Genomic DNA, 25,943 nt, shown 5'->3' on the forward strand with positions numbered 1-25,943 from the left:
CGGACCGGACGGGGGATGAATCTCCGCGGTTGTTGCCGCGGCATCCGCCTCAGATCCGGCGGAGCGCGGCGACGACGTCGTCCTCCCAGCGGCGTGCGGCCGGGAGCGCGCCCACATAGAGAGGGGTGTCGTGCGTCACGCCGAGGTAGCGGGTCGCGCTCGCGTCGACGCCGGCGTCCCGCAGCTTCGCCGCGTAGGTGGCGCCGTCGCGGCGGAGCGGGTCGTACTCCGCCGTGAGCACGACGGCGGGCGGAAGCCCCGCGTGCGAGGCGGCCCGCATCGGCGACGCGTACTGCTCGCGCGCCCGCGACCGGTCGCCGAGGTAGGTGCTCGCGACCGAGCGCAGCTCGCGCAGCGCGATGAACGCGGGCACGCCCAAGGCGTACGTCGCGCGCAGGTCGATCCACCGGCCGGTGAGGTCGGTGACCGGAACCTCGAGGATCTGCAGCGTCGCCTGGGGTGTGCCGCGGTCGCGGTTGAGGAGGGTGAGGGATGCCGCGAGGCATCCGCCGGCCGAGGCACCGTTCAGGCCGATCCGGTCCGGGTCGATCCCGAGCTCCTGCGCGTGCGCGTGCAGCCACACCCACGCGGCGTGAACCTGCTCGATCTGCGTCGGATAGCGCTGTTCGGGGGCGAGCGAGTACCCGACGGTGACGAGCACGACCCCGGACCGATCGGCGCGGCGGCGACACGAGGCATCCGCCGTCGGATAGTCGATGCCCCCGATGCGGAACGCACCGCCGCCGATCACGAGGCACGCAGGTGCCGGAGTCGAAGCGGAGGCGGGGCGGTAGATGCGGATGCGGACGTCGGGGTACCCCTCGACCGGCACCGTGACCTCGGTGGTCTCCATGTCGGGACCGGGGATGCCGGCGCTGCGCAGCTCCATGCGGTCCCAGTTGAGCGCCGCGCGACGGTGCCGCTCGCGCGGGGTGAGCGGCGTCGTCTTCTTCGCCGAAGCGGATGCCGGCGCTGCCGGCGGCGCCGGTCGGAACCGCGCGGTCAGGTCGGTCCACGCCTTCTTCGCGAGATACCGGCGATGCGTGCGCAGGCGCTCGCGGAAGAACGGATCCAGCGGCACGGTGCTCCCTCCGACCGTTCGAGCGTAGCCCCGGGCGCCGATGCGTTGGACGGTGTCTAGGTGGGCCCACAGGCCCCCGCCGAAAACGTTCGCGGGGAGTTTCGGCGCGGGAAGGTTTCGGCGGGGGTTTTCGGCGGGTCGATTCGCGGCGTGTTGGCCTCTTGCGAGGTCCTGCCCGGCCGTGCGCCCTAAACGATCGTTTTCGGCGGGTGGTGTTGGGGCGATCGGTGCGAGGGCGCACCGCACCTCAAATGCCGAGTTGGATGACCTCGCTGTGCTCCTCGCCGTTTGCGTACGAGACGAGCTCTATCTCGTTGACAGTCTCGCGAACTGGATGCCTGAACTCCTGAACTCGTGCGGACTCGATCGCCTTCCAGTCCTCACTCGACAGTGTCTTGCCGTAGGCCACGGACATGTGGAAAGTCCAGTCATCGAGAGGCAGCTCACCGAGGCGGTGGAAATCGGTCTGATCTAACAGGTCGGTCAAGGTTGCGTAGGCGGCGACGAGAGAGTGAGTGCGAGCAAGTCGAAGGATAAGGATCTGCCACGGCTCAGGGAATGAATCGACGGCGTCGCCGATGATTTCGATCGGCTGTTGCTGGGAAGCCCAACTGCGGACCAGCGCCGTGAGCTCGCCACGGCGTGTTGGCTCGTAGAAACCTCGAAGCGTCACGTGCCCCGTGTGCGGGTGCGGGAGTCCAGCCAGAGCCAACGCGTCGTTCTGCTCCGTCGCATAGCGATCCGCCACCTCTGAATTTGGGCGAAGCACCAGGTACTGCTGCCCGTCGAGAGATCCGAGTTGCTCCGGGGTCTTCATGAACGGTGGGCGCATGCGACGACGATACCCAGAGTCCCTGCGGCATGAGATCTTCTTACGTGCTTCGGTACGCGTTTGCGGCGCGTCCTCAGTGATAGGTAGCACCGGGCGCCAGAAACGATCGTTATCGGTCGAGCCGCGACTCGCCCTCGTGCTCGCCTTGGTCGGCTGTATCTACATCCTGCTCAGGCGCGGCGAGGGCCTCATCCACGTGAATATCCACGACTGCTCGTCTCACCCATATCGAAGCAGCGATCACCGCAACTGACGCGGCGACGGCCGGGATCCACCGCCCCAGCGCGAACAGAATGGACGCCACTCCGACCAACGGGAACAGAACCGCGACTTGAATCAGAAGTGGCTTGTTCATGTTCGAAGGCTACGCAACCGGAACCCGCCGAAAACGATCCTTTCCGGCCGGCTCTAGGCTTCATGGTGCGGCGCGCACCGAGCTTCCTCGTACTCATATCGGCGGCGTTACTGATGTCCGGTTGCATCTCGACAGTCGGTCTTGAGCGCTCGCCCTCTCCAAGCCCATCGATCACCGAGGCGGGCGTCGATGACTCTCCGTTCGTGGCGTGCAAGATCGTCGACCCCGACTAGGAGGTGCCCGGGAAGGTGACCGGCGAGGTAGCGCGCGCGCTCGCAGGGCGGCGAAAACAGTGCATATCGCCTCAACATGTCGCAGGGCGAAGCCGATCGAGGGGTCTGTTACACGCTCCGGTATGACTGCACCCCGGCGGAGGCCAGCGTCACCTTCAAAGCCATCGGTTCTTCAAGCGGAATGGTGGCGAGGGCGGAAGGTTGTGAGAGCCCCGGCGAGGTGACCGGGCTCACATTCGATACCGCAGCGGAAGCCGTCTCCGTCGAAATCCAGTCAAACGACGACACCTTGGCCGGCGCCTGGGCGACTCTCATCGCGGAGGCACCGTAGGCCGTCCCCGGTGTTTCCGGCATGCCTCTCAGCAGTCTTCATGCTGGGCCCTGCCGCATTGCTCGGGTGCGCACCACGGAAGGCGCTGCTTTCCAGGCAGTGGTGACCATGGCCCTGTAAACCGTGCATGTGCACGGTTTTTCGATACTGTGATCGCATGACGGTATACATCCCCACCATCGAGACCCCATTTCGGCCGTTCCCCGACGACCGCTGGTCGGTAGATCCTGTCTCGGGCAGCATCCGTGTATCCAGCATTCCGGGCACGGACATCTTCACCGACCCAGGCGGCAACGACGGCGGCCAGGTCACCTCTTCGACGCTGCACAACGCCGCAACACTTCTCACCGACGCTCCCGCCGGCGACTTCCAGCTCAGCGCGCGGGTCCGCGTGCGCTTCGCGGGCACATTCGATGCCGGCGTACTTTTCCTGCGCCACGATCGTGAGACGTGGGCGAAGCTCTGCTTCGAGTTCTCCCCACGCGGGCAGGGCATGATCGTCAGCGTCGTCAACAATCGCGTGTCCGACGACGCCAACGCCTTCACCGTCGATGGTGATCACGTGCACCTGCGCGTGTCTCGGAAGGGGACAGTCTTTGCCTTCCATGCGTCCTTGGACGGCGAACGGTGGGAGCTGATCCGCGCATTCTCGCTCCCCAGCGCGCACAAGCCGCTCGAGGTTGGATTCGAGGCCCAGTCGCCCCAGAGCGAAGGCTGCGACGTTGTCTTCGATGAACCGCGCCTCGAGAGACGCACGATCTCCGACTTCCGTGACGAGTCGTGAACTACTGATCGTCTCGCTGCTGATCACCCACGAGCACGGGGCCACGTTGTTATCCGCGCCGTGAGAGTGATACTCACCGAGCTCGAATCGATCGGTATCGCAGAGAATCTCCCGATGATCGGTGTCCCGGCGCTGGTGACGGGCCACTCACCCTTCGACTACCTCCCCGTCGCGAAGGGTTCTCACGACGGGGACCCGTCTGATCCGAGAGTGCGCGCGTTCAGATAACGAAAGAAGAGGGATCGCAGGCACCGAAACCGCCTATCGAAATCTCTTTCTGGCTGAGCTTCTCAGTCCTCGAGTTCCTCCAACTCGGCGAGCGCCTGCCTCGCTCTGCGGAGGCGCTCGTCCTTCGGCTCGTCCCACCAGTACGGGCCCCGCTCGCCGAGCCCGTGCTTGGCGAGGTCGACTCGTCGGCGTGACGCTGACGTGGCGTCGGGATCGCCCTGCGCGCGGCGCACACCTGATCGACCGCGCCCGAGGTGGGAGGTCAGCGCCGCCACGAGGTCTGCGGGCAAGGACGGATCGGTGCGCCGCCACCGCCGCCCGTTGATGGTGAGCCAGCGCTCGTCATCGGAACCGGCGTCATCCGCCATCGATGATCCTCTCAATCGAATCGAGCCAACCAGCCCGCCAGCGTGAGTGTGTCACGCCGTCGCATTGCGTGATGTCACCCTTTGGTTGACACTCACGATCTTCGCTCGCACGCTCGCCCCATGGCGGGATCATCCACGAGCGGCATGTCGCTTGCCGAGCTCGCCTCACTCGTGGAGGCCGCCGGAGCAGGCGCCCCTCCCGATTCGGGTGGTGAGGTTCGGGGCATCCGTCACGCCGACGAGTTGGTGCGACGTTCGCGCGAGCGCTTGCAGGAGGTGGTTTCCACGGCGCGTTCTCACGACGTCTCGTGGCAGGAGATCGGTGATGCGCTCGGGGTCAGCCGACAGGCGGCCTTCAAGCGATTCGGCGCCAAGGGCGAGGGGGAAACGATGGCAGCACCGGGGATAGACCTGACGGATCGGACCAGCGAGGTGTTCGCGCACCTGGACGCCGGCGACTACGAGGCGGTGCGGGCGCACATGACGTATACCTGCGGCCGCGCGCTGACCAAACGCAAGCTGATGGGCGTGTGGGATGAGGTCCGGGGCGAATCCGGTCGCCTCGACGCGTGTGTCGAGGCGACGGTGCGGACGGCCGACGGCAGCACACCGCTGGCCAAGCTCGCCAACCGGCATCTGAGCACGGGAGCGATCGTGCAGGTGACCCTCCAGCATGAGGCCGGCGAGTGGATTGGACGCGTCGCCTACAACGGTTCCGGCAAGATCACCGGCATCCTCATCGCCCCGCCGGGGTCACGCGACCTGCCGTTCTGACCTTCCGCTCAGCGCGCGTCATCCCGGCGCCACTCGCCCACCGTCAGACCACCGACGTCTCGAACGGATGCCGGAGCGTATCCGTTCTCGGCCAGTTGCTGCGCGAACGTCGACCCATCTCTCGTGACGACCCAGATGTCGGCATCGCCGGGAACCTCAGTGAACTTCGGATCGACGAGGGAGTCTGAGTAGGTGCCGGTTCCGACGTAGCTCGATGCGAACGCGATGTCCCGGAGGCCTGCGAAGGCGGCGATGGCGACGCGTGGCCGGGTTCCCGCCGGGCCTGCAGCCTCCAGCAGGATGGCGTCGCCCGGTCGGGCGTGCGACGCGATGAAGGATGCCGCGGCGCGAAGGTCGATGCCCCCCGGGTTTCGCCATCGGCAACCGCGATGCGACGTAATGCGGCACCGTGAGCATGCAGATGAGGACGCTCGCAGCGACGAGGGTCCGGCGACGTGCGCCCCCCAGAAGCGAGCCGACCAAGAGCGCGAGTGCAGGCGCAGAGACGGTCAGGTAGCGCGGAGTGAACACCGGCGTCCCCGCGAGCGACAGCGTCACGAGCACGGTGCCGGGCAGCAACAGCCAGACGAGGAGCGATACCACGGGGCGCGACAGCGTGACCCGCCACCCCGCTCGCACCGCCACCGCGACCAGCAGCGCCAACCCGATCACCATCCAGAACGCCGAGCCGAACATCGGCTCTATCAGCACGGTGTAGAGGTTGACGTCCTGCCCGGACAACCACGCCACCTGACCGCGTTGCGGAATCATCGTGAGCACGAGGGGCACAGCGAGCAATCCGGGAACGACCAGCGCGGCCGAAGCCCGGAGGACCCGCGTGCGCCTCGCAAGGGTGGGGTCGTCCGCGAGCAGCGCGAGCGAGGGAAGCACGAACAGGCCATACGCGAACATCCACACCGACGCCGTGGCAGCCGCCGTGACAGCGATCCACGGCGCCCAGCCACGGCGCTCACGCGCCCGCGCGACGAGCACAGCGGCGACGACCAGCAGGGCGGTAGCCATCGCATACGACCGCGCCTCGATGCCCTGCTTCGTCATCCTCGGGAGGACGACGAAGACCACCACCGCCAGGATGCCGGGGGCCACCCCGAACCACCGACGGCCGAGATGGAACACACCGGTCGCCCCGACCGCGACGGCGAGCGCAGAGGGGAACCGAACCGAGAACTCGGATTCTCCGAAGACCTGGATCCACCCGTGCATGATGAACGCGTACAGCCCGTGGACGGCATCCCGCTGCATCACGAAGCCGAAGAACTCCGGCAGCGGCAGCCGTGCGAGCTGCAGTGTGGCGGCCTCGTCGTACCAGAACGAGGGCACCCACGACCCCGCCATCGTGACGACGAGCGCCGCGGCGAAGACGACGAGCGACGCCGTCCCGTTCGCGACGGTTTCGCTGACCGTCATTCCCTCACCGATCTGAACCGCAGACCGCCGCGGGGCGAATCAGCGCAGCGAGCCGCTAACTGCCTGCCGTGCACGTCTACCCCATCTGAACCGAACCGAACGGAACGGCGCGTGCAGCCGGGTGGCCTGCCGTACCGGCGGGAAGCCGTTCGCCATGTGCCGCAAGACTATCGAGTCGAGCCACAGCACGATCGCACGCGCCGCCGGCATCACAGGCATCTGGAACCACCTCGCCGGATCAGTCGTACATCTCGATCTGCCAGCCGCCGACCATCACATTGTCGTGTGGCGCGCAACCCCTCGCCCGATCGGCGTGACGCGAGGAACCTGCAGAGTGGGGCACCAGCATGTTGGATCCGCAGCACTGCTCAGCAGTGTGTCTGATGGGATGCGTCCGGTTAAGGGAAGGTCACCACCATGGGGCGCTTCAACTACAGCACCAACGCGAAGACCGACATCGAAGATCGCGCGCTCGCGCATTTGCAGATCGTGATCGGGAACAAGTTGAAACGTGGCGAGCCGTTCTTCTTCACCTGGCGCGAGGACCTCAGCATGGATGACGGCCGACGAGCGGTCTGGATCCACTCCGACTCGAAGCTCAGCTTCACGTACCGCGGTAGCCGCGCGCCGACCATCAACAGGGCGTGGTTGGGCAAGCTCGCGCGCCTTGCCGACGCGACCAGCGGGCTCTACCTCGTGTCCGAGCCGCCGGATGACCATCGCGCCGAAGCGGCCGCCGACGTCATCTGACCAACGCCCCCGAAGTGTCCGGCCGGGTGGTATCCGGCTACCCCCCTATCGGTACGCGGCCATCCGTGACAGTGTCAGCGATGAGGGCGGTCGGGGGGCCCGCCTGGTTGGAGAAGCCCCGCCAGCACCGCAGATCTTTTGATCCTCGTGTCTTGGAGATGGGTGGATCCCCTTGCACTCACCTGGGGGGTGATTGTGAGGGGATCCTGTTTTTCTGCACGACCGCTTGAGAGGGGACCTCGTCTTCTGAGGCCAACGCAACCCCCAGTGCGCGCCTGGCGAGGTCCCCGCTCCAGCGACAGGCTGGGGCAGCCGCCGGTTCCTGTGCGACGCCCAGGCCGGAGGCGTAACGTCGGTTCATGAATGCACAAGTGAAGAGCGCGGGCAGTAGCCCCGCATTGTTGGGCCTCCGGTCGATCCTGGTCACCACCCTCCCGTCGGAGCTGATGACCGCCAATGCACCCGACCGGTACACCGTCGAAGCCGTCTTCACCCGCAGGGTGGAGCCGGATGAGATAGCCGCCATTGAAGGCAACGAGACCCGGGCGCAACTGTCCGCGCACGGGTACTCGACCGCGGAACTGCGAGTGTCCGACCGTCGGCTTGAGATCCACAACACCAATCTCGAAGAGCTCCGTGATGGACTCGCCTCCGTGATCGCACAGCGCCTGGGCGACATCGACACTCATCTGGCAATCCAGCGAAACGCCGACGCCCACCGGTTCCAGGACGCGTCGCATCAGGAAAAGGCGCGCGCCGCCGCGGTTGCAGTGCTAGCCGAATCGATCGCATTCACGCCGCCAGATGCAGGCGACCTGAGTGACGAGAGCGCGCGAGTAAGCGACTGGATGGAAGAAGGTGGATCAGGCCGCGACTGAGGGCGACTCACCGTCAGCCCCGGCGACATGGAGTGCGCGGAAGCCTAGACCAGGCTGCCGACGAGTTCCTCGATCCGCCCGCGGATATCATCACGGACCTCTCGGACGATCTCGATGGACTGGCCGGCGGGGTCGGTGAGCTGCCAATCCTCGTAGCACTCGCCTGGGAAGATCGGGCAGGCGTCGCCGCAGCCCATCGTGATCACCACGTCGGCTCGGCGGACGGCGTCGGTGGTCAGGATCCGCGGCACGGCCCTGGCGAGGTCGATGCCCTCCTCCGCCATCACGGCGACGGCGTTAGGGTTCACGGCGTTGTCGGACTCACTGCCCGCGGAGAACACGTCGATGCGGTCCCCGGCGATCGCGCGGAGGTATCCTGCGGCCATCTGCGAGCGGCCGGCGTTGTGGACGCAGACGAAGAGGACGGCGGGTTTGGTGATGTCAGTCATGAAGGCCGACTGAGCCCCCGGAAACGACGAAGCCCCCGTCCGGAGACGGGGGCTTCGTGCGGAGGTGGTGCTTACCAGCTCGACTTGGTCACGCCGGGCAGCTCGCCACGGTGCGCCATCTCGCGGAAGCGGACACGCGAGATGCCGAACTTCGACAGGTGGCCGCGGGGGCGTCCGTCGATGGCGTCGCGGTTGCGCAGGCGGACCGGCGATGCGTTGCGGGGAAGCTTCTGCAGGCCGACGCGGGCGGCCTCGCGGGCCTCGTCGGTCGCGTTCGGGTCCACGAGGGTCTTCTTCAGCTCGGCACGCTTCTCGGCGTAGCGGGCGACGATGACCTCGCGCTGGTTGTTGCGCGCGATCTTGCTCTTCTTCGCCATGTGATCAGCGCTCCTCTCGGAATTCGACGTGCTTGCGGATCACCGGGTCGTACTTCTTGAGCACGATGCGGTCGGGGTTGTTGCGGCGGTTCTTGCGCGTCACGTAGGTGTACCCCGTGCCGGCGGTCGAACGCAGCTTGATGATCGGACGGACGTCCTGAGCCTTCTTCGCCATTAGAGCTTCACACCCTTCGCGAGGAGGTCCTTAACGACCGACTCGATGCCGCGGGCGTCGATGACCTTGATGCCCTTAGCCGAGACGTTCAGCGTGATCTTGCGACCAAGCGAAGGAACGAAATAGGTCTTCTTCTGCACGTTCGGGTCGAAGCGGCGCTTCGTCCGGCGGTGCGAGTGCGAGATGTTGTGACCGAAGCCGGGAACAGCTCCAGTCACCTGGCACACTGCTGCCATAGTGATTCTCCTTAGTACCGTGACACCGGACGGTGCCACCCAAGATCCCTTGTCTGCACCCCGCTCCCGGACACGGCTGTTGGGCCGTCTTCTGAGGGTGGGATGCGAACTGCGTGCTGGAGTGCGCGCAGACGAAGAGTCAGTCTAGCACGGCCGGGCGTGTCGCCTCGCCGTGACTCAGGCGGATGCCGCGGTGGCCGACGTGCGCTCGGCTGCGACTTTCGCGGACATGTACCGGTGGAGGACGTCGAGGTCGACTTCACCAGATCGCACGACCGAGGGGAGGATTGAGATCACGACCCGCGCGATCCGGACGGGACGATCGTGGGCGAGGCCCTCGAAGTAGCGATCGATTATCCGCAGCGCAGAGTGCATCTTGCTCAGGTCGCGCGAGCGACCAGTTCCTACGAGTGAGAACAAGATCTCGTCGGTGAAGACGCCGGCGTGCTCGTGGAACGCCCACACCTGGTCGGCGGCGCTGCGGCTAGCGCCGGTCCCGCGGTAGTCGGTTCGGCCCCGCGACGAGTTGACGACGAGGAACGCCGATCGCGCACCCGCGCTACCGAACGTCCCGACGGGCTGCATGACGACTGTCCCGTGGGGAAGCACGGTCCGCCGATCCCACTCCACCCGACCGCGCTGACGTCGGGGGATGAGTCGTTGCTCGAGCAGGGCGTCATCGAGCGACTCCTGCCTTTCGCGCGCGCCACCGCGGGAGAAGCGATCGAGGACTGCGAAGTGCAGCGAGTCCTCCGCGAGACCCTCCACCGCCGCGCGGTCGTTGATTCCCAGGACGAAGGATGCGCGCGGGTACTTATCGAGGTTGTCCATGAAGTCGCCCACCACGACCGTGACGCTGTGTCCGGCATCCACCGCAACGGTCACACTGCGGAGCCGTGCCTGCGCGATCAGCCCGGCGATGATCGCGGCAACGAGAGCGACACCGAAGATCGATGCGACAACCGGGAAGCGGAGCGGATCGAGCCCGTCGATGAGGAACACCGCCGCTTGCAGACCCGCGTATCCCACGGTGAACACCGCCGCGAAGACTCGCCATCCGCGGGAGAAGAACCGCCGCAGCCGAAACCGCGCATACGTGCGGGCCGTGGTCGACTCCCCTACCGTCGTGACCGTCACTCTGGCCACCCTTCCGCCACCCACTCCTCTGCGGCGGCGTCGAGCTCCACGGCAACTTTGTCGTTGCCCGCCGGATTCTTGAAGAAGAACACGCGCGTATGCGCGTAGACCTTCTGCGCATACGCGGTGTTTCGCTCGATCACGTAGAAGTCGCCGGCCCGAAGATCGTGGACGACTCCCGTAGCGAGTTCGCGGATGAGCAGACGACCGCGCAGGACCAACTGATACTCCCGCGCGCGGGGATGCATATGCGGCTGGTCGACGGTATCCACGTCGTAGTCCGAGATCCCCGCTTCGAGCTCAGCGTCTTCGATATGCGCCAGCGCTTGAGCGCGTGCCAGGGTTCCCGTCAGGTACTGACGGCTCCCGCCGCCGACCGCCGCGTCGATGTCTGAGGCGCGGATGACGGATACCTGGGGCACCTCGTCATGCTAGCGGCCGACTTCAGATGCCTGCGCCGCAGCCACGGCTTCGTCGTACGTCGCCTCCGGGTCATCCATCAGTCGCGCCGTCACGGCGGCGTGGGCGCGCGTGTACGGGCCTCCCGTCGCGAGTGCCCAATCGACCTGCGGACGCGCCGGCTCGCCCAGCGTCGCGAAGGCCTCGCTCAGGCTCCGCTGGGTGTCGTCCTCGCCGCGGGCGAACTGCGTCGCCAGGGTCGTCGCGAGAGCGGATGCCTCGGCTGCCGGCACGTGCCGTGCTGCCGTCCGCCAGGCCACGCGCGCGACCGCGTCGTCGGCATCCTTCAGCAGGTCGGCGGTGATCGCCGGCCACACGCGCGGACCGCCGATCTTCGACATCGTGTGCAACGCCTGCGCCCGGATCTGGGCCCCGCGTGAGCCGAGTTCGACGAGGAGCCGGTCGATGACCTCATCGGCGTCGTGTCGGGTCAACGCCCAGGTCAGCATCTCGCGCACGAGGAACTGCGGCTCGATGCGGCACTGCGCCACGAGCACCGGGATGTACTCCGAGCGCGGGTGGGTGCCCGCCGTCATCGCGGCCTGCACGCGCGCGGACGGGTCGAGCGACGCGAGGGCGGCCTCGAGCCGGTCTGCAGCGGACGTCTCGGTCATGGGTCACCTCACGGGGTCGGGCGGGATGCGGCATCCCACCCTCACTGGAACACGCCGAGGTGAGCGAGTGTTCCCGGCATCGCGACCTTAGCCCGCGGCCTCGCGCGCCCCTCTCCCCCAGCGGAACGCCGACACCGACGGGTCGCCCGGGATCCAGAAGCGCCACGGGAACGCGTCGGTCCCGGCGATCCCTGCGACGCCGACCCGCGGTCCCGTCGCGATCTCGACCAGCGGATCGGCGCGCAGGAACAGCCGCGCGCTCGCGCCAGCCTGCTCCTCCCCCGTGACCGCGTCGATGCCGTCGTGCACGGGATTCCGCAGCCCCACCGCATCGCCGAGGCGGCCGGGTCCGCGGGCCAGGTCGCGCGCGGTGCGCGCCGCGGGCCGGCGGGCGTGCGCGGCATCCGCTCCGTCGACGACCTCTCCGCCGCGCAGCAGGATTCCGCCCGCGACACCCTCGGGACCGCACACGACATTGACGCACGAATGGATGCCGTGGCTCAGGTACACGTACAGATGGCCGGGTTCGCCCCACATCGTCGCATTGCGGGCGGTCGGCCCCATCCGCGCGTGCGAGCCGGGGTCGGCCTGCGGCCCCGTCCCGCGGCCGTGGTACGCCTCCACCTCGGTGATCCGCAGGGCGACGAAGCCGGTCGCGGTCGTCACGTGCAGCTCGCCACCGAGCAGGGTCGGCGCGACATCGGCCGGGAGTCCCGCCAGGGCTTCGCGGGTCGCGGCGACGAGGGCGGTCACAGCGAGGGGGCCTTCCGGCACCAGGCGACGTCGAACCCCTCCATGACGGTGACCTGCGTCCCGTCGAGGGCGTAAATGCGCGTCTCGAGCGTCGTCGGCAGCGGCAGCGTGTAACCGTCGTACGGGTTGTCGACCACGTTCGGTGCGATGACGAGAGCCGCGTACCGGCCGCTCGGCGACACGCACGTCTGGAGGAGTCCGTCGGCGGGATCGACCTTCGCGACCACGCTCGCCTTGCCGTCGGCATCCACCCGCATGATGTTCGTGCCGAGCGGGTTCAGCCCGTCGAACGGGGTGAGGGCGCGAAGGGTCGACCCGTCGGACATCGCCAGGACCGAGCCGGTCTGACCGAGCTCCCCCGCCGTCGGGGGGAGCGGGTTCTCCTTCGCCGAGGCGAGGTCGACGATCGCCGGTCCGTCGACGCGCTCGATGTAGGCCGTCGTCCCGGCGATGTCGTCGATCCCGATCGCATTCCCGAGCTCCACGGGAGGCGCCCCCGCCGACGACACGAGGCTGAGCGCGCCGTCGAAGGTGAGCATGAGGATCGTGTCGGTCCCGGGGACGAACCGCCAGTCCTCGACCCGCTTGTCGGCCCCGGTCACCGAGATCTCGGCGGGCCCCGCGCCCGGGTCCGCGGTCGAGCCCGTGAAGAGCAGGCTCTCGCGTCCCCCGGATGCCGAGATGTCGGCATCCGTGAAGGTGTAACCGATCGTGTTGCCGCGTTCTGCGCTCTGCAGGTTCGTCACGACGCCCTCACCGGGCAGGGTGAGCTCCTTCGGCTGGGAGCCGTCGGTGCGCGTGACGATGAGGTGCGACACCCCGTCTTCGAGGGTGGATACGACGAGGTGCGCGGCCGTCGCGCGGAAGTCCTCGATGTGCTCGTGCTCGAACACGGGCTCCGTGTTGCCGTCGAGGTCGACGCGGTAGATCTTGTCGCCGCCCTCGCTGCGCTGCAGGACGTACGAGTGCAGCTTCGGCGTGGCGAACGACTCCTCGACGGTCGAGGCCGGGCCGCCCCCGAGACCCGCCAACCGGTCGATGCGGATCGTGTACGTCGTCTCGTCCCAGAGCGGATCCGTGAAGCGGATGCCGACACTCCGCCCCGAGGTGTCGACGCTGAACGGCGCCGCCGGCGTGATGGTGACCTGTGCGGCATCCACCTTCTGGAGCGACTGCGTCGTCTCGAAGATCACGCGGGAACCGGGGGAGGAGACGGCGGCGGCCGTGTCGGCCTGGACCGAGGTGATCCGAGGACCCTGCAGGGTCGTGATGACGCCGGCGGCGAGCGCCACGAGCGCGAGGACCGCGACGACCGCGATCACACGTACCGAGAACCCGCGGGCCTGCCGACGCTGGCGCTGAGCGCGCCGGCTGTCAGAACTCATACGGGTCCTTGGGCTCGTCGATCTGCTCGACGGAGGCCGCCGTCACCTGCAGCTGACCGTCGACGTCGCGGATGGTCCCCGTCACGGTCACCCACTGGCCCTTGCGGGGGATGTCGTCGGTGGCGACCGGAAGGCTCGCCGGCTGCGCGTCGATGACGCAGTGGGTGATGATGAGCCGCGTCAGGGCGAAGCCCTGCTGGCCGGGAGCGACGAAGCCGGTCAGCGAGATCTCGGTGCCGTCGAACACCTCGGGGTCGGTCGCCGTCGCGAACACGCTCGCCCAGTCGCCGATGCCGAACGAGGCCGTGTCGCCGGTGATCGCGAGCGCGACGGTGTCGGCGTTCTGGAACAGCGGTGCCGAGCCGGTGGTGCGGGATGCCGCCAGCTCCGCCGACAGCGTGGCCGGCGGGACGACCAGCATCGTTCCCGCGAGACCGAGCGCGAGCGCCCCTCCCGCAACCGTCGCCGCGGTGCCGACGACCTGGCGGGGCGTGCGCGGCGAACGCTCGTCGTGATCGTGGTGGTCGTGGTCGGCGGGCGCGTCGCCGTGGTCGTGCCCGTGATCCTCCGCCGCGCCGAGCGGCAGGACGAAGCTGATCGCGCACCCGACGAGCGCGAGGGCAGCCATCGAGACCGCGAACCACGACGACTCGGGGTTGATGTAGAGCCCGAGCCGGCCGGTCACCGCGAGGGCGATCGTCAGGGCCGAGATCAGTGCGACCGCGCCGACGCCCAGCATCCGGAACCACACGGTGTCACGCAAGGAGGTTCACCGCCCCTCCGATCGCGGCCGCCGCGAGGACGACCGCGGCGACCAGGACGCCGAGGACCCGGGTGCGGAAGGTGGTGCGCAGGAGCGCGAGCATCTTCACGTCGACGAGGGGACCCACGAGGAGGAATGCGACGATGGCGCCCGGGGTGAACGTCGAGGCGAACGAGAGCGCGAAGAACGAGTCGACGTTGGAGCAGATCGACACGATCATCGCGAGCATGATCATCGCGGCGATCGAGAGGGCAGGGTTCGACCCGATCGACAGCAGCACATCGCGCGGCACGACGACCTGCACCGCACCCGCGACGGCCGAACCGATGATGAGAGCGGGCATGACGGCGCGCAGCTCGACGACGAACTGCGCGAGGCTGCGCCGACCGCGGTCGCCCGTGACGCCCTGCTCGGCCAGGCACGCGTCGCGGAAGCGATCGGTGATGAGGGAGTCCTGATCGGGATGCCGACTGTACAGCCATCCGATGACGTTCGCGATGAGGTACCCGCCGAGCAGGCGCGCGACGAGGATGCCGTCGTCGAAGCCGAAGGCCTGGTGGGTCGTGATGATGACGATCGGGTTCACGATGGGCGCCGCGACCAGGAAGGTCAGCGTCTCGGCGACCGAGAACCCGCGCATCATGAGCCCGCGGGCGAAGGGGACGTTGCCGCACTCGCAGACCGGGATCAGCATGCCCAGGAGGGAGAGGACGGCGCGGCGGCCCCAGGGGTTCCGCGGCATCCAGCGTTCGATGACCCCCGGCGGCACCCACACCTGCACGACGATCGAGAGGATCACGCCGAGCATCACGAACGGCAGCGACTCGATGAGGACGCTGAGGGCGAGGGTCAGGCCGTCCTGCGCGCGAGTCGGGAGCTCGGGTGATGGGCTCCACAGCGCCACGCCGATGAGCGCCAGAACGCCGATGAAACCGAGCCCCAGCCAGAGCGCACCGCGCGCAGCCGACCCCCGTACGGGGGTCGACGACGTTCGGGATGCCGCGGGGCGGACCTCAGTCCGCACGAGCCTCGGGCCGGTCGTCGCCCCGCGCGATCCGGGCGCTGCACTCGGCGCACGTACCGAAGATGTCGACGACGTGCTCGGCGTCGGTGAAGCCGTTCGCCGCCGCCGTGCGCTTCGCCCAGGTCTCGACCTCGGTGGCCTCGATCTCGACGGCCTTGCCGCACACCCGGCAGATCAGGTGATGGTGATGTCCGGTGCTGGCGCACGCCCGGTAGATCGCCTCGCCCTCGGGAGACTGCAGCTGGTCCGCCTCACCGCTGGCGGCGAGGGTCGCGAGAGCCCGGTAGACGGTCGCGAGGCCGATCCCCGTGTTCTCGTCGCGGAGTGCGGCGTGCAGATCCTGGGCGCTCACGAATCCCGGGGCGTCGGACAGCGCCGAGCGGACGCGCTCGCGCTGCCAGGTGTTGCGCTGGGCCATGCGCGGATTCTACGCTCGCGCCCTAGCGACGGGCTGGGTGCCTCGGGAGGCATCCGTCCGCTGCACCCGCCCCCGGCGATCGCCGAAGACGCGGCAGACGAGATAGATGACGAACGAGATCGTCGTGATGTAGGGGCTCACCGGCAGGGTGCCGGCGACGGCGAGCAGGATGCCGCCGACTGCGGAGACGACGCCGAAGAGGGCCGCGAGCAGCGGGACCGCGACGGGCCCGTGCGCGATACGCGCCGCGGCGGCGGCCGGAGTCACGAGCAAGGCGAGGACGAGGAGCGCGCCGATGATGTGCACGGCGACGGCGACCGCGAGACCCAGCAGCAGCATGAAGGCGAGCGAGATCAGCCCGGTCGGGACGCCGCGCGCCGCCGCGGACTGCGGATCGAGCGAGTCGAATCGCAGGGGACGCCAGATGAGCAGCAGCGCCACCAGTACGACGGCGGAGATGGCGATCAGCCAGGTGAGCTGATCGGACTGCACCGACACGATCTGCCCCGTCAGCAGGCTGAAGCGGTTGGCGCTCCGTCCGTCGTAGAGGGCGAGGAAGAGGATGCCGAGGCCCAGACCGAACGGCATGAGCACACCGATGATCGAGTTGCGGTCGCGCGCCCGCGAGCCGAGCCAGCCGATCAGGGCCGCGGCGACCATCGATCCGACGATCGACCCGGTGACGACGTCCGCGCCGATCAGGAGCGCCGCCGCCGCACCGGCGAACGACAGCTCGCTGATGCCGTGCACCGCGAAGGCCATGTCGCGCTGCAGCACGAAGACGCCGATGAGCCCGCCGACGAGGCCGAGGATCGCACCCGCCCACACCGAGTTCTGCACGAGCGCGAGGATCTGACCGTAGACCGGCACACCGCCGAACATGGCGTTCGCGATGTCGTCCCAGTTCATGCGTGGTCCTCGTGATGGTGGTGGGATGCCTCGGCGTCGGGCGCCCCGACCACGACCAACCGGTCGCCGGCTCGCAGCACGAAGACCGGAGCGCCGTAGAGGTCGGTGAGGACGGGAGAGGTCAGCACGTCCTTCGGCTTTCCGAGGGTGAAGCGGCCGTTCGCGATGTAGAGGATCCGGTCGACCTTGCCGAGCAGCGGGTTGATGTCGTGGGTGACGAGCAGGACCGCGGCTCCGCTGCGCCGATGCTTATCGATGAGTCCGACGACCGCCTGCTGGTTGGCGAGGTCGAGGCTCGTGAGCGGCTCGTCGCACAGCAGCAGTCGCGGGTCGTCGGCGAGGGCCTGCCCCACGCGCAGTCGCTGCTGCTCACCGCCGGAGAGGATGCCGACGGGCCGATCGGCGAACTCCGTCGCCCCGATCTGGGTGATGAGCTCGTCGACCCGCTGACGGTCCTTCCGGCGAGGGATCGGGGGTCCGAACCGGTGGCCGTTGACCCCGAGGGCGACGAGATCGCGCCCCCGAAGAGCGGTGTCCCGCGGCAGCGGGCGGGTCTGCGGCAGGTAGCCGATTCCCCGGTTGCCCGCGCGGCGGACGCGCTTTCCGTCGACCTCGACGGACCCCTCGCTGAGGTCTTCGAGTCCGAGGATCGCACGCAGCAGCGTGGTCTTGCCGGAACCGCTGGGTCCGAGGACCGCGATGAGCTCGCCCGGCTCGACCGTCAGATCGAGACCGCTCCACAGTTCGCGACCGCCGCGCCGCAGTGCGGCACCCCGGATCTCGAGGGGGGCTGGTGCGTCCGGGGTCACCGGGTCAGCGTACCCGCCAGGTCGTCGATGTTCTTCTGCATCCATTCGACGTAGGTCAGACCCTCCGGGAGGATCTCGGTGAACTTCAGAACGGGGATGTCGTTCTTCTCGGCCAGCTTCGTCACCTCGGTGGTCTCGGCGCCGCCGGTCTGGGCATTGACGATGACGGTTCGGACCTCGCCGGAGTCGAGGATCTTCGTCGCTTCGAGCAGAGTGGCAGGCGGCACGTCCTGGCCCTCTTCCACCGCTTCGCTGAACGCCTCGGGCGTCGCGTTCTCGAGCCCGGCCGCAGCCGTGAGGTACAGCGGTACGGGCTCGGTCACGAAGATCTTCTCGCCCGCGTGAGCGGCCGAGATCTTCTCGAGGGAGGTCTCGAGCCCTGCGATGCCGTCGATGAGCTTCTTGGCGTTGGCCTCGAAGGTGTCGGCCTTGGCGGCATCCAGTTCACCGAGTTCGTGGGCGATGTCCTCGACGACGTGCTCAACGGTGTGCGGGTCGTACCAGACGTGCTCATTGAACCCCTCGATGTGATCATGCCCCGCGTGATCACCCTCTTCGGCATGGCCGTGTCCGTCGCCCTCGGCGTGCGCGTCGTCGGAATGTCCCTCGTTGCCGGGGTAGTCGTGCGAGTACTCGACCGCCGTGATGACCGGAGCTTTCGTACCGCTCGCCTCGATGAGTCCGTCGAGGAACGCGTCGTACCCGGCGCCGTTCTCGATCACGAGGTCGGCTTGCGACACCGTGAGCTGGTCGCGCGCGGACGCCTCGTACGAGTGCGGGTCCTGAGAGAGAGAGTCGATGATCGACGTGACCTCGACGTCGTCGCCGCCGATCGCGGCCGCGAGTGACCCGTAGACGTTCGTGGACGCGACGACATTCAGGGTCGCGCTGTCGCTGGCAGAGGCGCCGGGGGTCGCGGTGGCGCAGCCGGCGAGAACGAGGACGGATCCGGCCGCGAGAGCGACGAGTGCGGGCACACGAGAGGTCATGACGGCGAGTCTACGTGCTGTTGATAACGGTTCTCAAACTCAAGCGTCGATCCTCAGCGGACTCATCACCATCACTTCTTCGGGTCGTGGCCCCAGTTCATCAGCGAGTAGCGCCAATCCGTGTCCGTCACATCGCCTTTCGGACGCTGCGTCGAGTGCCGGGCGACGTAACCGTGGACCTTCTTCATGTGCGCGTAGTCCGCGCCCGTCAGCTCGTCCTTCTTCTTGCGGAGGATCTTCACGATCCGGCGCCCGGAGGCATGCCCGGTGGACTCTCCTCCCCCGGACTTCTGGCCCACCGCCTTCGACTCGTCCGTGTCGAGCCATTTCTCGATCTGAGCGGCCGTCATGTTGACCGCACCGTCGAAGTCCGTCGTGATCTGCTGCTGCTCGTCGGCGTCCATTTGCCGAATGTGCCGGGCCTCACCGACATCTTCCAAGGGGTTGCGCAAGAGGCGGATGGGCTTCTCACCCGGTGTTACTGTCATCGAAACCGGGCGGCATCTCCTCCCGGCACGCCCGAGGGGATTATGAGGATGACCGAGCAGTTGACCTTCATCGCTTACGCGAGCCGCGCGACCGAGCCCTTCGACCACGCGCGCCTGGTCGAGCTCCTCACCGAGAGTCGGGCGAACAACTCGCGGGACGGCATCACGGGGATGCTCGTCTACACCCACCCCGATTTCATCCAGATCCTCGAAGGACCGGATGCCGCCGTCCGAGCGCTCCTGGAGCGCATCGGCCGCGATCCCCGTCACATGGACGTCCGCGTCCTTCTCGACGAGCAGGCGACCGAACGCAAGTACTCGACGTGGTCGATGGGCTACGAGCCGACGACTCCCGGAGACGGATCCGGCGAGGCCGTGGCTGCGATCCAGACGGCGAGCGACGACGAGTCGACGCGCGAATCGGCCGACGCACTCGGCGACTGGTTCCACGAGAAGGCCGGCACCGACCGCGCCTGACCCCTCAGTCGAGCAGGAGCGCCGGCTCCTCGAGCACCGACGCGACGTCGGCGATGAACCGGCTGATGCCGTCGCCGTCGATGACGCGGTGATCGAACGACCCCGACACGGTCGTCACGAAGCGGGGGCGCACCTCGCCGTCGACGACCCACGGCTTCTGCCGGATCGTGCCCATGGCGATGATGCCGGACTCACCCGGATTGATGATCGGGGTCCCGGCATCCATCCCGAAGACACCGATGTTCGTGATCGTGAACGTGCCGCCCTGCTGGTCAGCCGGCGTCGTCTTGCCGTCACGCGCGGTGGCGGTCAGCTTCTCCAGCGCACGCGCGAGACCGCGCATGTTGAGGTCCTGTGCGTCCTTGATGTTGGGGACGAGCAGGCCGCGGGGGGTCGCCGCGGCGATGCCGAGGTTCACGTAGTGACGCACGCGGATCTCGGCGCCGTTCTCGGTCTCGACCCACGCGGCATTGATCATCGGCGTGCGGCGGAGAGCCCAGATGACGGCCCGCGAGAAGATCAGCAGCGGCGAGATCTTCACGTCGGCGAAGTCCGGCGAGGCTTTCAGCCGCTTGACGAGCTCCATCGTGCGGGTCGCGTCGACGTCGGTCCACACCGACACGTGCGGCGCCGTGTACGCGCTCGAGGTCATCGCGTTGGCCGTCGCCTTGCGCACGCCCTTCACCGTGATGGCCTCTTCGCGGGCATCAGCCTGGGGTGCTGCAGGAGCCGGAGCGGATGCCGCGGGTGCCGCCACGGGAATCGAGAGCTCGCGCTCCTCGGGGAGGTCGGGGGTCGCGATGTTGCGGAAGACCGAGGCCTGCTCGGCGTGGCGGACGACGTCCTCGCGGGTGACCTCGCCGGCGGTGCCGCTCGGCGACACGTCGGCCAGGTCGACGCCGAGGTCGCGCGCGAGCTTGCGGATCGGGGGCTTCGCGACGACGCCCACGGCACGAGTCACGGGCTTCTCGGCCGGCTTGCGGCGACGCGACTTGACCTCGCCACCGGTGCCGTAGCCGACGAGCACCGAGCCACCGGGCTCCTCGGCGGGCTTCTCACCGTGCTCGGAGCGGCCGATGTCGGCATCCGGCTGCCCCTCACCACCCGCGATCGTGATGATGGCCGCGCCGACCTCGACGGTCGTGCCCTCGGTGGCGAGGATGTCGCCGACCGTCCCGCTGAACGGGGACGGCAGCTCGACGAGCGACTTGGCCGTCTCGATCTCGACGAGGACGTCGTTGACGTCGACGGTATCGCCGGGCGCCACACGCCACTGCACGATCTCGGCCTCGGTGAGGCCCTCGCCGACGTCCGGCAGGTGGAAGGTCTGCGTGCTCATGTCATCTCCATCCCCGCGAGACTGCAGCCGCACGCCGAGACAGCGGGCTCACGCCGCAGTCTCGATGTACACGTGCAGTCTCGCGGACGTGCGGGGGTCGCGGGTAGGGGGCATCGTCGGGGGTCAGTAGGCGAGGGCGCGGTCGACGGCCTCGAGGATGCGGTCGGCGTCGGGGAGGTACTGACCCTCGAGCTTCGCGGGCGGGAACGGGACGTCGAAGCCCGACACGCGGAGCACTGGCGCCTCGAGCGCGTAGAACGCGCGCTCCATGACGGTCGCGGCGACCTCGGAGCCGACCGACACGTTGCCGGGCGCCTCCTGCGCGTAGACCATGCGGCCGGTGCGGCGGACGGACTCGAGGATCGGCTCGTAGTCGATCGGCGCGAGGGAGCGGATGTCGATGACCTCGCACGAGGTTCCCTCGCCCTCCGCGAGCGCGGCCGCCTGCAGCAGGGTCGTGACCATGGCGCCGTGACCGACGAGGGTCACATCGGTGCCCTTGCGGACGACCCGCGACGCGTGCAGCGGCAGGGCCCGCTCGGCGACATCGACCTCGCCCTTCATCCAGTACTTCGCCTTGGGCTCGAGGAAGATCACCGGATCGGGCGAGGCGATCGCGTCCTGGATCATCCAGTACGCGTCGTTCGGCGTCGACGGCGAGACCACCCGCAGGCCAGGGGTGTGCGCGAAGTACGCCTCGGGGCTCTCCTGGTGGTGCTCGACGGCGCCGATGTGCCCGCCGTAGGGGATCCGGATGACGACGGGGAAGTTCGCCTGGCCCTCGTGACGGTTCGTGAGCTTCGCGAGCTGCGTCGTGATCTGGTCGAACGCGGGGAAGACGAAGCCGTCGAACTGGATCTCGATCACGGGCCGGAACCCGGCCATCGTGAGACCGATCGCGGTGCCGACGATGCCCGATTCCGCCAAGGGGGTGTCGAGCACGCGCTGCGAGCCGAACTCCGCGTGCAGGCCCTCGGTCACGCGGAACACGCCGCCGAGCGGACCGATGTCCTCGCCCATCAGCAGCACGTGGTCGTCCGCGGTCATCGCCGCACGAAGGCCCGCGTTCAGCGCCTTCGCGAAGGGCAGGGTCTGGATGTCGCTCACGCGTTCCCCTCCTCGAAGGATGCCTCGTACTCGGCGAGCCAGCGCTGCTGCTCCTGCACGAGCGGGTGGACGTCGCCGTAGACGTGGTCGAACATGACGCCCGTGGGGATGTCGCCGAGCGCGTTGGTGCGCACGCGCACGTCGTCGGCGTAGGCGGCGGCCGCGGCATCCACCTCGTCGAAGAAGGATGCCGAGGCGCCCCGATTCTGCAGGAAGGCCCGCATGCGCGCGATCGGGTCCCGCTGCGCCCACGACTGCTCTTCGTCGCTCGTGCGGTACTTCGTGGGGTCGTCGCTCGTCGTGTGGGCGCCCATCCGATACGTGAGCGCCTCGATCGCGCGGGGGCCGCCGCCGGCGCGCGCCTCGTCGAGGGCGAGCTTGCTGACGGCGTAGCTGGCGAGGACGTCGTTGCCGTCCACCCGCACCGACGGGATGCCGTAGCCCTCGCCGCGGCGAGCGAGGGGCACGCGGGACTGAGTCGACACGGGCACGGAGATCGCCCAGTGGTTGTTCTGCAAGAAGAAGACCTGCGGGGTCTGATAGCTGGCGGCGAAGACCATCGCCTCGTGGACGTCGCCCTGACTGGAGGCGCCGTCACCGTAGTAGACGACGACCGCCTCGTCCTTCTCGGGGTCGCCCGTGCCGGTGCGGCCGTCGAAGACGAGGCCCATGCCGAGGCCCGTCGCGTGCAGGGTCTGCGCGCCGAGGACGAGCGTGTAGATGTGCGTGTTCTGGTGCTCGGCCGGATTCCAGCCGCCGTGCGTGAGACCGCGCATCAGTCGGATGATGTCGATCGGGTCGACGCCGCGCGTCGTGACGACGACATGCTCGCGGTACGACGGGAAGACGTGGTCGTGCGCGCGGGCCGCGCGCACCGAGCCGACCTGCGCAGCCTCCTGCCCGAAGGACGGCGGCCACAGGGCGAGCTGCCCCTGGCGCTGCAGGTTCGTCGCCTGCCGGTCGAAGGCGCGCACCACGACCATGTCGCGGTAGAACGTCTCGAGCTCTGCGTCGGTCAGCGCGTCGATGAGGGGGAGGTAGCGCTCGGCCGCCTCACTGGGCGCGTACGAACCGTCGGCGGCGAGGACGCGGACGACGTCGGATGCTTCGGCCGGAGCCTCGAACGAGGGGGTCACCCTCCCACGCTAACCCCCCACGCATGGCCGGTTCTGCATGAGGTCGACAACGGATGCCGCGATTCGCCGTGCGTTCGGGACAAGGCCGGGCTCAGGATCGCGCGTCGAGCGCGCGGAGCCGGCCGCACATGCCGAACCCGCGCTCGTCGTCGAGCGTCACCTGCCGCACCGCCGCCTCGGCGAGATGATCCGCGGAACCTGTCGCGAGCGCGGCGACGTGCGCGAGGGAGAGGTCGGACAGCGCGGCAGGCCCGGCGGCCACGATGTCCTGCCACGACGATGCGCGCGGGCGGACGATCGCGGCGGCGGCGGCATGGAACGCGCGCAGCGGACCGGCATCCCCCTGCTCGAGAGCGCGGCGCAGGTCCAGGTAGCCGGTGACCGCGAGATCGCGCCGGCGGGCGGCGGCGTGGGCGCGCTCCTCCGCCGACGCCGCCGGGAGGGCGGCCGCCGCGCGGTACCGCGCCGGGTCCGCGACGACGTCGGCGGGGAAGGTCATCACGGCATCGCCGGCCTCGGGGAGCCCCGCGTTGCTCATGATCACGAGGACGCGGAGGCCGCCGCGGTTGACGGCGCGGTGGATCGTCCCCGGGGTGAACCAGACGACGGATCCGGCCTGCAAGGGGATCTCGCGGGCGCCGGCGAGGTCGAGCGTGTGCAGCTCGCCCGACCCTTCGAGCACGACGTAGCACTCCGTCGACGCGAGGTGCAGGTGTGGGCTCCCGCCGGGGATGCCGTCGGGAGCCGCGTCGTCGTACACGTCGAGGAACGTGACCGACGTCCCGCCGGGGAAGGTCGTCGCGGTCACGCCGACCTCGTTGCTCGAGATGCGGTCAGGACCTTGCGAGCGAGGTCGGCGAGGTGCGCCGCGTCTGGGGCCTCGGCATCCGCGATCGTCACCGCGTAGCGGAAACGCACCGTCTCGCCCGGTTCGACCGCCAGCTCCTCGCTGAAGAACGGGGCGGGGTTGATGCAGGCGAACTCCTCGGTGCGGACGAACCACTGGGGCGGATGCCGGGGGTTGTCACGATCGTCGACGAAGGCGAGCACCGACGATGCGTCGATCTCGTCGTGCGCACCGGCGTAGGCCATCCACTCGTGACGCTGACCGCGCATGTCGCCTCCCGAGCCGGAACCCTCGGGGCTGATGGCCACGCCGCCGGTGAACGACCGCGGACCGCGCCAGAACAGGCCGCCGTACCCCGCATTCTCCCGGCCCCGGGTCGTCGGCGAGCCGATCGAGATCGTCGCCTCGGTCACGTTGGTCATCGCGGTCTCGAACGTCAGCACCCAGGCGTCGTCGGTCACGACGCGCGCCGTCAGCTCGCGGCGCTCCTCGAACATGCGCGTGCCGCCCTCGGTGATCCAGTCGAGTCGGTGGGCGAATACCGCTGCGCCGTCCTCGACCTCGGCGGCCACGTTCTCGCGATGCTCCTGCGACCCGTCGTTCGGCAGCTGGACGTAGAAGCGGCCGGGGACGAACGTCGGACCGCCCCAGAAATTCTCGTCGTCGACCACGGGCAGCGACCACGCGATGCCCTTGTGCCAGACGTGGTCGTGAGGGCGGAACAGACTGACGACGCGGCCGGCGCGGGTGCGCAGCGGGCTGACGAAGGGCTTCGGCGACTCGAGCTGCGGCGTGGTGGGCACGAAGGTGTACCGCAGCAGCTCGATGTCGCCGTCGAGGACGCTGACGACGCCGTCCTCTTCGACGAGGGTCAGGGCGGACTCGGTCATCGGGTGGCCTCCTTCACTCGGGCCCACGGCACCATGCCGCCGTCCATGCTGCGGGCGAACGCATCGTCGGAATCGATCTCGCCGGCGCGGACCGGCACGCCCCGGAAGGCGGAGGCGTAGACGGCCGCGGCGAACTCGAGGGTGCGCCGCGAGTCGTGGATGCCGACGCCCGGGCTCTCTCCGGCCGCGAGAGCCGCCAGAACGGCCTCGATCTGCAGGCGGTGCCCGCTGACGACGTCGGAGTCGGCGTTCCACAGGTCCGCGAGCTCCTCGTGACCCGCCGCGGGAGTGAAGGTCCAATCGCGGTCGGTGTAGCCGTAGAGGTGCTCGACCTCGACGGTCGCGAACTCGTAGTCGAACCGCAGCCGGGAGGTCTCGCGCGGCGAGACGACCGAGTTGACGACCGTCGCCAGCGCGCCGCCCTCGAACTCGGCGAGGGCGATCGAAACGTCCTCGGTATCGGTCGGACGGGACTGGCGTGCCGCGAAGGCGCTCACGCGGGACCAGGGCCCGAGCACGGACAGGAGCAGGTCGAACTGATGGATGCCGTGGCCCATCGTCGGGCCGCCGCCTTCCACCTCCCACCGCCCTCGCCACGGCACATCGAAGTACTCGTCCGGCCGGTACCAGAGGGTCTCGCAGGTCGCCACCTGCGGGCGGCCCAGGGCGCCCGAGTCGGCGAGGCGCCGCAGCCGCTGCGCGGCCGCTCCATAGCGATGCTGGAACACCGTGAGGACCGGCACGCCGGTGGCCTCCTCGGAGGCCACGAGGCGATCGACCTCCTCCAGGCTGAGCGCGATCGGCTTCTCGACCAGGGACGGGACTCCGGCTCGCTGCGCGAGAAGGGCGAGCGGGACGTGCGACTGGGGCGGCGTGCAAACGTGGACGAGGTCCAGGGTCTCGGTGTCGAGGAGCTCGGCGGCATCCGTGTAGAAGCGGGTCGCGCCGAACCTCGCGGCGAACTCGCGCGCCTTCTGCGGGTCGACGTCGGCGACGGCGACGATCTCCACGGCGTCGGCGAGCTGGCCGAGCGCCTCGGCGTGCGCGTGCGCGATGGCGCCGGTGCCGATGATGGCGACCCGCGATCGGGTGTCGTGCTGAGGCATCCGCTCTCCTCCTC

General features: G+C 68.8%; 32 protein-coding genes. 5 read left to right on the top strand and 27 right to left on the bottom strand.

All coding sequences use genetic code 11. The features are described from left to right. Nucleotides 1-49 precede the first annotated feature (49 nt). The 3 genes from QE428_RS04445 to QE428_RS04455 all read right to left on the bottom strand — a co-directional run bounded on the left by QE428_RS04445 (nucleotide 50) and on the right by QE428_RS04455 (nucleotide 2,268). On the bottom strand, nucleotides 50-1,081 hold the full coding sequence (locus tag QE428_RS04445; protein ID WP_307463486.1) for an alpha/beta hydrolase: 1,032 nt from the start codon (nucleotides 1,079-1,081) through the stop codon (nucleotides 50-52). A gap of 247 nt (nucleotides 1,082-1,328) precedes the next feature. Further along, nucleotides 1,329-1,913 carry a 2'-5' RNA ligase family protein gene (locus QE428_RS04450; protein ID WP_196323010.1) on the bottom strand — a complete coding sequence of 195 codons (585 nt, stop codon included), beginning with the start codon at nucleotides 1,911-1,913 and terminating at the stop codon, nucleotides 1,329-1,331. Nucleotides 1,914-2,022: 109 nt separating this feature from the next. After that, a complete protein-coding gene (locus tag QE428_RS04455) occupies nucleotides 2,023-2,268 on the bottom strand; it encodes a hypothetical protein (protein ID WP_307463492.1) in 246 nt (81 codons plus the stop codon). A 721-nt stretch (nucleotides 2,269-2,989) separates the two neighbouring features. On the opposite strand from QE428_RS04455, the gene QE428_RS04460 reads away from it, so the two are divergent. Further along, complete coding sequence (locus QE428_RS04460) at nucleotides 2,990-3,616, top strand: DUF1349 domain-containing protein (protein ID WP_018187647.1); 627 nt, start codon at nucleotides 2,990-2,992, stop codon at nucleotides 3,614-3,616. Between the two features lie 290 nt (nucleotides 3,617-3,906). On the opposite strand, the gene QE428_RS04465 is transcribed toward QE428_RS04460, so the two are convergent. Further along, nucleotides 3,907-4,212 (bottom strand): hypothetical protein, encoded by a 306-nt coding sequence (locus tag QE428_RS04465; protein WP_018187649.1) that lies wholly within the window; start codon nucleotides 4,210-4,212, stop codon nucleotides 3,907-3,909. A gap of 171 nt (nucleotides 4,213-4,383) precedes the next feature. Between QE428_RS04465 and QE428_RS04470 the strand changes: the two genes are divergently transcribed. Then, a complete protein-coding gene (locus QE428_RS04470; protein ID WP_307463499.1) occupies nucleotides 4,384-4,986 on the top strand; it encodes a hypothetical protein in 603 nt (200 codons plus the stop codon). Nucleotides 4,987-5,142: 156 nt separating this feature from the next. On the opposite strand, the gene QE428_RS04475 is transcribed toward QE428_RS04470, so the two are convergent. After that, on the bottom strand, nucleotides 5,143-6,414 hold the full coding sequence (locus QE428_RS04475; protein WP_307463502.1) for a glycosyltransferase family 39 protein: 1,272 nt from the start codon (nucleotides 6,412-6,414) through the stop codon (nucleotides 5,143-5,145). A 417-nt stretch (nucleotides 6,415-6,831) separates the two neighbouring features. Between QE428_RS04475 and QE428_RS04480 the strand changes: the two genes are divergently transcribed. After that, the gene (locus tag QE428_RS04480) at nucleotides 6,832-7,164 is read left to right on the top strand and encodes an ATP-dependent DNA ligase (RefSeq protein WP_307463505.1); all 333 of its coding nucleotides are present in this window, start codon (nucleotides 6,832-6,834) and stop codon (nucleotides 7,162-7,164) included. Between the two features lie 359 nt (nucleotides 7,165-7,523). Continuing rightward, nucleotides 7,524-8,042: a hypothetical protein gene (locus QE428_RS04485; protein WP_307463508.1), complete on the top strand. Its 519-nt coding sequence runs from the start codon at nucleotides 7,524-7,526 to the stop codon at nucleotides 8,040-8,042. Nucleotides 8,043-8,086: 44 nt separating this feature from the next. Here the strand turns inward: QE428_RS04485 and QE428_RS04490 are convergent, their stop codons facing one another. From QE428_RS04490 to QE428_RS04565, 16 genes are all read right to left on the bottom strand, one after another. Further along, the gene (locus QE428_RS04490; protein WP_307463510.1) at nucleotides 8,087-8,491 is read right to left on the bottom strand and encodes an arsenate reductase ArsC; all 405 of its coding nucleotides are present in this window, start codon (nucleotides 8,489-8,491) and stop codon (nucleotides 8,087-8,089) included. Nucleotides 8,492-8,562: 71 nt separating this feature from the next. Then, entirely contained in the window at nucleotides 8,563-8,868 is a 306-nt protein-coding gene (gene rpsN, locus QE428_RS04495; RefSeq protein WP_018187657.1) for a 30S ribosomal protein S14, read from the bottom strand. A 4-nt stretch (nucleotides 8,869-8,872) separates the two neighbouring features. Then, nucleotides 8,873-9,043 (bottom strand): 50S ribosomal protein L33, encoded by a 171-nt coding sequence (rpmG, locus tag QE428_RS04500; RefSeq protein WP_005051772.1) that lies wholly within the window; start codon nucleotides 9,041-9,043, stop codon nucleotides 8,873-8,875. Then, on the bottom strand, nucleotides 9,043-9,279 hold the full coding sequence (rpmB, locus tag QE428_RS04505) for a 50S ribosomal protein L28 (protein ID WP_018187658.1): 237 nt from the start codon (nucleotides 9,277-9,279) through the stop codon (nucleotides 9,043-9,045). Before rpmB ends, rpmG begins: the two co-directional genes overlap by 1 nt. A 177-nt stretch (nucleotides 9,280-9,456) precedes the next feature. Then, entirely contained in the window at nucleotides 9,457-10,416 is a 960-nt protein-coding gene (locus QE428_RS04510; RefSeq protein WP_091357627.1) for a hypothetical protein, read from the bottom strand. Further along, the gene (locus QE428_RS04515; RefSeq protein WP_307463518.1) at nucleotides 10,413-10,838 is read right to left on the bottom strand and encodes a cupin domain-containing protein; all 426 of its coding nucleotides are present in this window, start codon (nucleotides 10,836-10,838) and stop codon (nucleotides 10,413-10,415) included. The genes QE428_RS04510 and QE428_RS04515 overlap by 4 nt, the downstream gene beginning before the upstream one ends. A 9-nt stretch (nucleotides 10,839-10,847) precedes the next feature. Further along, on the bottom strand, nucleotides 10,848-11,489 hold the full coding sequence (locus QE428_RS04520; protein ID WP_307463522.1) for a HEAT repeat domain-containing protein: 642 nt from the start codon (nucleotides 11,487-11,489) through the stop codon (nucleotides 10,848-10,850). An 87-nt stretch (nucleotides 11,490-11,576) separates the two neighbouring features. After that, nucleotides 11,577-12,242 (bottom strand): DNA-3-methyladenine glycosylase, encoded by a 666-nt coding sequence (locus QE428_RS04525; protein WP_091359809.1) that lies wholly within the window; start codon nucleotides 12,240-12,242, stop codon nucleotides 11,577-11,579. After that, nucleotides 12,239-13,627: a hypothetical protein gene (locus QE428_RS04530; RefSeq protein WP_091357639.1), complete on the bottom strand. Its 1,389-nt coding sequence runs from the start codon at nucleotides 13,625-13,627 to the stop codon at nucleotides 12,239-12,241. Before QE428_RS04530 ends, QE428_RS04525 begins: the two co-directional genes overlap by 4 nt. Beyond that, on the bottom strand, nucleotides 13,617-14,378 hold the full coding sequence (locus QE428_RS04535; RefSeq protein ID WP_091359812.1) for a TIGR03943 family protein: 762 nt from the start codon (nucleotides 14,376-14,378) through the stop codon (nucleotides 13,617-13,619). Before QE428_RS04535 ends, QE428_RS04530 begins: the two co-directional genes overlap by 11 nt. Before the next feature lie 4 nt (nucleotides 14,379-14,382). Beyond that, nucleotides 14,383-15,414, bottom strand: a complete 1,032-nt coding sequence (locus tag QE428_RS04540) for a permease (RefSeq protein ID WP_091357643.1) — start codon at nucleotides 15,412-15,414, stop codon at nucleotides 14,383-14,385. After that, nucleotides 15,404-15,832: a Fur family transcriptional regulator gene (locus QE428_RS04545; RefSeq protein WP_091357646.1), complete on the bottom strand. Its 429-nt coding sequence runs from the start codon at nucleotides 15,830-15,832 to the stop codon at nucleotides 15,404-15,406. Before QE428_RS04545 ends, QE428_RS04540 begins: the two co-directional genes overlap by 11 nt. A gap of 9 nt (nucleotides 15,833-15,841) precedes the next feature. Next, the gene (locus QE428_RS04550) at nucleotides 15,842-16,741 is read right to left on the bottom strand and encodes a metal ABC transporter permease (protein ID WP_091357649.1); all 900 of its coding nucleotides are present in this window, start codon (nucleotides 16,739-16,741) and stop codon (nucleotides 15,842-15,844) included. Continuing rightward, nucleotides 16,738-17,595 (bottom strand): metal ABC transporter ATP-binding protein, encoded by an 858-nt coding sequence (locus QE428_RS04555; protein WP_373457699.1) that lies wholly within the window; start codon nucleotides 17,593-17,595, stop codon nucleotides 16,738-16,740. The genes QE428_RS04550 and QE428_RS04555 overlap by 4 nt, the downstream gene beginning before the upstream one ends. Next, a complete protein-coding gene (locus tag QE428_RS04560; protein WP_307463536.1) occupies nucleotides 17,547-18,539 on the bottom strand; it encodes a metal ABC transporter solute-binding protein, Zn/Mn family in 993 nt (330 codons plus the stop codon). Before QE428_RS04560 ends, QE428_RS04555 begins: the two co-directional genes overlap by 49 nt. Before the next feature lie 71 nt (nucleotides 18,540-18,610). After that, complete coding sequence (locus tag QE428_RS04565; protein WP_091357658.1) at nucleotides 18,611-18,943, bottom strand: DUF3140 domain-containing protein; 333 nt, start codon at nucleotides 18,941-18,943, stop codon at nucleotides 18,611-18,613. Between the two features lie 132 nt (nucleotides 18,944-19,075). On the opposite strand from QE428_RS04565, the gene QE428_RS04570 reads away from it, so the two are divergent. Then, nucleotides 19,076-19,504, top strand: coding sequence for a BLUF domain-containing protein (locus tag QE428_RS04570; RefSeq protein WP_307463541.1), 429 nt, complete (start codon nucleotides 19,076-19,078; stop codon nucleotides 19,502-19,504). 4 nt (nucleotides 19,505-19,508) lie between these two features. On the opposite strand, the gene QE428_RS04575 is transcribed toward QE428_RS04570, so the two are convergent. The 6 genes from QE428_RS04575 to QE428_RS04600 all read right to left on the bottom strand — a co-directional run bounded on the left by QE428_RS04575 (nucleotide 19,509) and on the right by QE428_RS04600 (nucleotide 25,929). Next, complete coding sequence (locus tag QE428_RS04575) at nucleotides 19,509-20,843, bottom strand: dihydrolipoamide acetyltransferase family protein (RefSeq protein WP_091357665.1); 1,335 nt, start codon at nucleotides 20,841-20,843, stop codon at nucleotides 19,509-19,511. Nucleotides 20,844-20,966: 123 nt separating this feature from the next. After that, nucleotides 20,967-21,890, bottom strand: a complete 924-nt coding sequence (locus tag QE428_RS04580) for an alpha-ketoacid dehydrogenase subunit beta (RefSeq protein ID WP_373457713.1) — start codon at nucleotides 21,888-21,890, stop codon at nucleotides 20,967-20,969. Between the two features lie 56 nt (nucleotides 21,891-21,946). Beyond that, on the bottom strand, nucleotides 21,947-23,086 hold the full coding sequence (locus QE428_RS04585) for a thiamine pyrophosphate-dependent dehydrogenase E1 component subunit alpha (RefSeq protein WP_307463547.1): 1,140 nt from the start codon (nucleotides 23,084-23,086) through the stop codon (nucleotides 21,947-21,949). Between the two features lie 91 nt (nucleotides 23,087-23,177). Further along, nucleotides 23,178-23,894 carry a cupin domain-containing protein gene (locus tag QE428_RS04590; protein WP_307463549.1) on the bottom strand — a complete coding sequence of 239 codons (717 nt, stop codon included), beginning with the start codon at nucleotides 23,892-23,894 and terminating at the stop codon, nucleotides 23,178-23,180. Further along, nucleotides 23,891-24,823: a PmoA family protein gene (locus QE428_RS04595; protein ID WP_307463552.1), complete on the bottom strand. Its 933-nt coding sequence runs from the start codon at nucleotides 24,821-24,823 to the stop codon at nucleotides 23,891-23,893. Before QE428_RS04595 ends, QE428_RS04590 begins: the two co-directional genes overlap by 4 nt. Further along, on the bottom strand, nucleotides 24,820-25,929 hold the full coding sequence (locus QE428_RS04600; RefSeq protein WP_307463556.1) for a Gfo/Idh/MocA family protein: 1,110 nt from the start codon (nucleotides 25,927-25,929) through the stop codon (nucleotides 24,820-24,822). Before QE428_RS04600 ends, QE428_RS04595 begins: the two co-directional genes overlap by 4 nt. Nucleotides 25,930-25,943: the final 14 nt, after the last annotated feature.

Source organism: Microbacterium sp. SORGH_AS_0505 (genome assembly GCF_030818715.1).
In the GTDB taxonomy this organism is placed as follows: domain Bacteria; phylum Actinomycetota; class Actinomycetes; order Actinomycetales; family Microbacteriaceae; genus Microbacterium.